This is a genomic window from Brevundimonas sp. (assembly GCF_018608325.1).
GTDB lineage: Bacteria > Pseudomonadota > Alphaproteobacteria > Caulobacterales > Caulobacteraceae > Brevundimonas.
In genome coordinates this window covers 1-4,214 of sequence record NZ_JABAZW010000152.1, presented here as the reverse complement: position 1 = coordinate 4,214, position 4,214 = coordinate 1, and the positions used below count along the sequence as shown (strand labels likewise).

Here is a 4,214-nt window from a genome sequence, read left to right as displayed (position 1 = left end):
GCACCGGATAGCCGATCCGCGCGGCTTCCGCCGTCAGGGTCGCCTCCGACTGATCCGCGCCCTGATAGCCGGGCGTCACCGGCACATCGGCCTTGATCATCAGATCCTTGGCTGCGTCCTTCAGACCCATGGCCCGGATCGAGGACGGGTCCGGCCCAATCCAGATCAGGCCCGCCGCCGCGACGGCCTCTGCAAACTCGGCGTTCTCGGACAGGAAGCCATAACCGGGGTGGATCGCCTCCGCCCCCGTCGCCTTGGCCGCCGCCAGCACCTTGGCGCCGTCCAGATAGCTTTCCCGCGCCGCAGCCGGGCCGATCAGGACCGCCTCATCCGCCTCGCGCACATGCAGGGCATGGGCGTCGGCCTCGGAATAGACGGCGATGGTGCGTACTCCCATCCGCTTGGCGGTGCGGAAGACACGGCAGGCGATTTCGCCGCGATTGGCGACAAGGACGGACTTGAACATGCCCCATCCTTAACCGGATCATGCGCATCAGGCGAGAGGGCGGGCGCCATCGTTCTCTCGTCCCAAAATGTGCGACGACGGTTCCCGTCCCGCCCCGAACCCGCTATCCCGCCGACATGTCCCTGCGCCCCCTCTTCGTCACCCAGGTCTATGAAGCCTCTCTCGCCGACGGCCGGGGTTGGCCCGACTTCAACGAACAGCTGATCGACGTCATCCGCATGATGGCGGAAGAGGATGAGGCGGGCCGCCGCTGGTGCCGCGCCAACGCCTATCGGGGCTACACCTCCTATGGCTCGCTGAACGACCTGCCCCACCGCTTCCCCGAGTTCGCGGAGCTGAAGCGCCATCTGGACCGCCACGCCGTCGCCTATGCCAAGGCTCTGAACTTCGATCTGGCGCGCAAGCCCCGACTGGACAATCTGTGGGTCAATATCCTGAAGCCCGGCGGCGGGCATACGGGCCACATCCACCCGCACGCCTTCCTGTCTGGCACCGTCTATATCGACATCCCCGACGGCGCCTCGTCGCTGAAGGTCGAAGACCCGCGCCTGCCCTTCATGATGGCCCGCCCCGGCGTCACCGACGCCGCGACCGAGGCCGAACGCCCCTTCGTCTATCTGCACCCAAAGGCGGGCACGGTGCTGATGTGGGAAAGCTGGCTGCGCCACGAGGTCCCGACCAATCAGGCCAAGTCAGACCGCATCTCGATCAGCTTCAACTACGCCTGATACGGCCGGGTCCAATCGGCGATTAATTCCAAACGGTCATTCCGGGGCGTCCGCAGGACGAACCCGGAACCCAGGTGGCTCGCACTCCGGCGCCCAATACGGTACGGCCAGCAACGGCGCCGGTGTCCTGGCTTCCGGGTTCTTCGCTTCGCTCAGCCCCGGAATGACAATCGAAGATACCGACTGACTGAATGTCGATTGGCCTTACGCCTGATCGGGTCGGGTCATCGGCTCCCACGCCATCAGGGCGGAGGTGACCAGTCGATCCAGTTCATCCGCCGTCGCGCCCTGACGGGCCTGCAGGCTCATGCCCTGATGCACCGTGGCGTAGAACAGGGCGATGGCGTCCAGATCGGCGCCCGCGTCAATCTCGCCTGCCGCCTGCGCGCGTTCGAAGCGATTGTGCAGCGCCTGTCGCGTTCCCTGCCAGACAGTCGTCATGTCCTGATGCAGACCAGCGTCGAAATCCTCGGGCTGGGCGCCGCTCAGCGCCACCATGCAGCCGAACGGCTTGCCGGGCTGAACCATGCCGCGCGCCGCGGCGCGAAACACAGCCTCCACGCCCGCCTTCGCCGTCGGCTGCTCCAACAGCCCCCACAGCGCCGCGCCTGACGTCGCCACATAACGATCCATCGCCTGCCGATAGAGGTCCGCCTTACTGCCGAACGCGGCGTAGAGGCTGGGCGGCGAAATCCCCATCGCCCCTGTCAACTCGGCCATCGACGCGCCCGCATAGCCACGCGCCCAGAAGACCTCCACAGCCTTCTGCAGGGCGACGTCGCGATCAAAACTGCGGGGCCGTCCACGGTCGGACACCGGCTTTCTCCTTTTTCTGTAGCGATCGATAGATAAGCCCCTTGCGGCCCGGCTTCAACCGCACCACCTCGTTCTGTATCGATCATTACAGATAAGGCCGTCTCCTCCATGTCCCTTCCCCTCTCCGGCAAGCGCGCCCTCGTCACCGGCGCCAGCCGCGGCATCGGCGCCGCCATCGCCCGCCAGCTCGCCGCCGACGGCGCCGATGTCGCCATCACCTATGAGAAGTCCGTCGACCGCGCCGAGGCCCTCGCCGCCGAACTGCGCGCACTGGGCCGCACCGCCGTCGCCATCCAGGCCGATGCAGGCAGTACATCAGGCGCATCCGCCGCCGTCGACGGCGCCGTCGACGGTCTGGGCGGCCTCGATATTCTGGTGAACAACGCCGGCATCGGGCGTTCGGGCGCCTTCGCCACCCAGCCTGTCGAGGACATCGACGCCCTTCTGAACGTCAACTTCCGGGGCGTGCTTCTGACCACCCAGGCCGCGTTGAGCCATATCCCGGACGGCGGCCGCATCATCACCGTGGGCAGCAATGTGGGCGAGCGCGTCGTCTTTGGCGGCCTGACCGTCTATGCCGCCACCAAGTCGGCGTTGGAATCCTTCAATCGCGGACTGGCGCGTGAACTGGGCGGCCGCAGCATCACCGTCAATCTGATCCGCCCCGGCCCGGTCGATACGGACCTGAACCCCGAGACCGGTCCGATGGCTGCGACCATGCTGTCGACGGTCGCCCTTGGCCGCTATGGCCGCCCCGAAGAGATCGCCGCAGCCACCGCCTTCCTGGCCGGGCCGACCGCTGCCTACATCACCGGAACCAGCATCCTGATCGACGGCGGCGCCAACGCCTGATCGCGTGCGAGGGGGCCGCGCGCCCCCTCGTCGCCACATTCGAGCTTAGCCTCCCCTGCAACGCTTCACGGGGAATCGCTCATGAAACTGCCAAGTCTGGCCGTCGCTCTGATGGCTGTCGTCGCCGCCGCCTGTTCGCCCAAGGCCGATGCTCAGTCGTCGGCCCAGACCACGCCTCAAGCCGAAACCGCCCAGGTCGAAGGCGCGCCCTATGTCCTGAAGGGCACCCAGGTCTGGACCGTTCCCGATCCCGTTTCCGGCCGGGACTACGAGGTCTTCGTCAGCCTGCCCGCCAGCTATGAGGCCAATCCCCAGCGCCGCTATCCGGTGCTCTATGTCACCGACGCCGACTACGCCTTCCCCATCGTCCGTCAGGTCGCCCGGCGTGTGAATCTGGACGGCCCGAGGCTTGAAGACTTCATCCTGGTCGGCCTGTCCTATTCGCGTGGCGACAGCGGCGTTGTCAGCCGCAACCGCGACTACACCCCCACCCCGAACGGCCCGCGCAGCGCCAGCAGCAATGTCCACGGCCAGGGCGCCGCGTATCAGACCTATCTGAAGACCCAGGCGATCCCCTTCATCGAGGACCGTTTCCGCGCCGACCCCGCGCGTCGCGTCCTGCTGGGCCATTCCTACGGTGCGCTGCTGGGCGCCCAGATCCTGTTCACCGACCCGTCGATGTTCCATTCCTACATTCTGGGCAGCCCGTCCTTCTGGTTCGACAAGCGCCACATCATGACGATGGAGGCCGCCTACGCCCGCAGCCACACCGACCTGCCCGCCGATGTCTTCATGTATGTCGGCGCGTGGGAAGTCCCCGGACCCAGCCCCCGCAACACCAGCGGTGCCGACATGGTCCGCGACATGCAGACGATGGAGGCAACGCTGAAGTCGCACCGCTACCCGAACCTGCGCGTCCAGTCGGTCGTGCTGGCCGATGAAGACCACCTGACCATCGCCCCCGTCGGCGCCACGCGCGGGCTGCTGGCGGTCTTGCCGGCGAAGTAGTGGGGCATCTCGCCTTTCACTTTCGTCATCTTCACTCTCCCAACCTCGTCATCCTCGCCCTTGTGGCGAGGATCCATACGCCCGCTTTTTTCCGCAGGGCGCACATCCCTCAAACCGGGCGTATGGATCCTTGGGACAAGCCCAAGGATGACGAGTGGTAGGAAAGGACCGCTGGGTATTTCCGTCGAACTCCCACAATGACGCTGCTCAAACCCAGCCTTTCCAAGCGTCTAGCCCGATCTCGACCCAATCAGCGCGCCTGACCACCCGCATCCCCTATGCTGACAACGTCCCGTCGCCCGGAGGGCTCGTAAGGCCTGCGACCTTGCGGCGGCGGGAGCGGA

5 protein-coding genes are annotated in these 4,214 nt (G+C 66.4%); 3 read left to right on the top strand and 2 right to left on the bottom strand.

The window, feature by feature from the left end:
* Positions 1–466, bottom strand: a 466-nt coding sequence (locus tag QZ281_RS15280) for a biotin carboxylase N-terminal domain-containing protein (protein ID WP_292229833.1), incomplete at its 3' end; no start/stop codon positions are given.
* A 116-nt stretch (positions 467–582) separates the two neighbouring features.
* Between QZ281_RS15280 and QZ281_RS15275 the strand changes: the two genes are divergently transcribed.
* On the top strand, positions 583–1,194 hold the full coding sequence (locus QZ281_RS15275) for a TIGR02466 family protein (RefSeq protein WP_292229832.1): 612 nt from the start codon (positions 583–585) through the stop codon (positions 1,192–1,194).
* A 204-nt stretch (positions 1,195–1,398) separates the two neighbouring features.
* On the opposite strand, the gene QZ281_RS15270 is transcribed toward QZ281_RS15275, so the two are convergent.
* Entirely contained in the window at positions 1,399–2,010 is a 612-nt protein-coding gene (locus tag QZ281_RS15270; protein ID WP_292229831.1) for a TetR/AcrR family transcriptional regulator, read from the bottom strand.
* Between the two features lie 108 nt (positions 2,011–2,118).
* Between QZ281_RS15270 and QZ281_RS15265 the strand changes: the two genes are divergently transcribed.
* The gene (locus QZ281_RS15265; protein ID WP_292229830.1) at positions 2,119–2,862 is read left to right on the top strand and encodes an SDR family oxidoreductase; all 744 of its coding nucleotides are present in this window, start codon (positions 2,119–2,121) and stop codon (positions 2,860–2,862) included.
* A gap of 81 nt (positions 2,863–2,943) precedes the next feature.
* Positions 2,944–3,870: an alpha/beta hydrolase-fold protein gene (locus tag QZ281_RS15260; protein ID WP_292229829.1), complete on the top strand. Its 927-nt coding sequence runs from the start codon at positions 2,944–2,946 to the stop codon at positions 3,868–3,870.
* Positions 3,871–4,214: the final 344 nt, after the last annotated feature.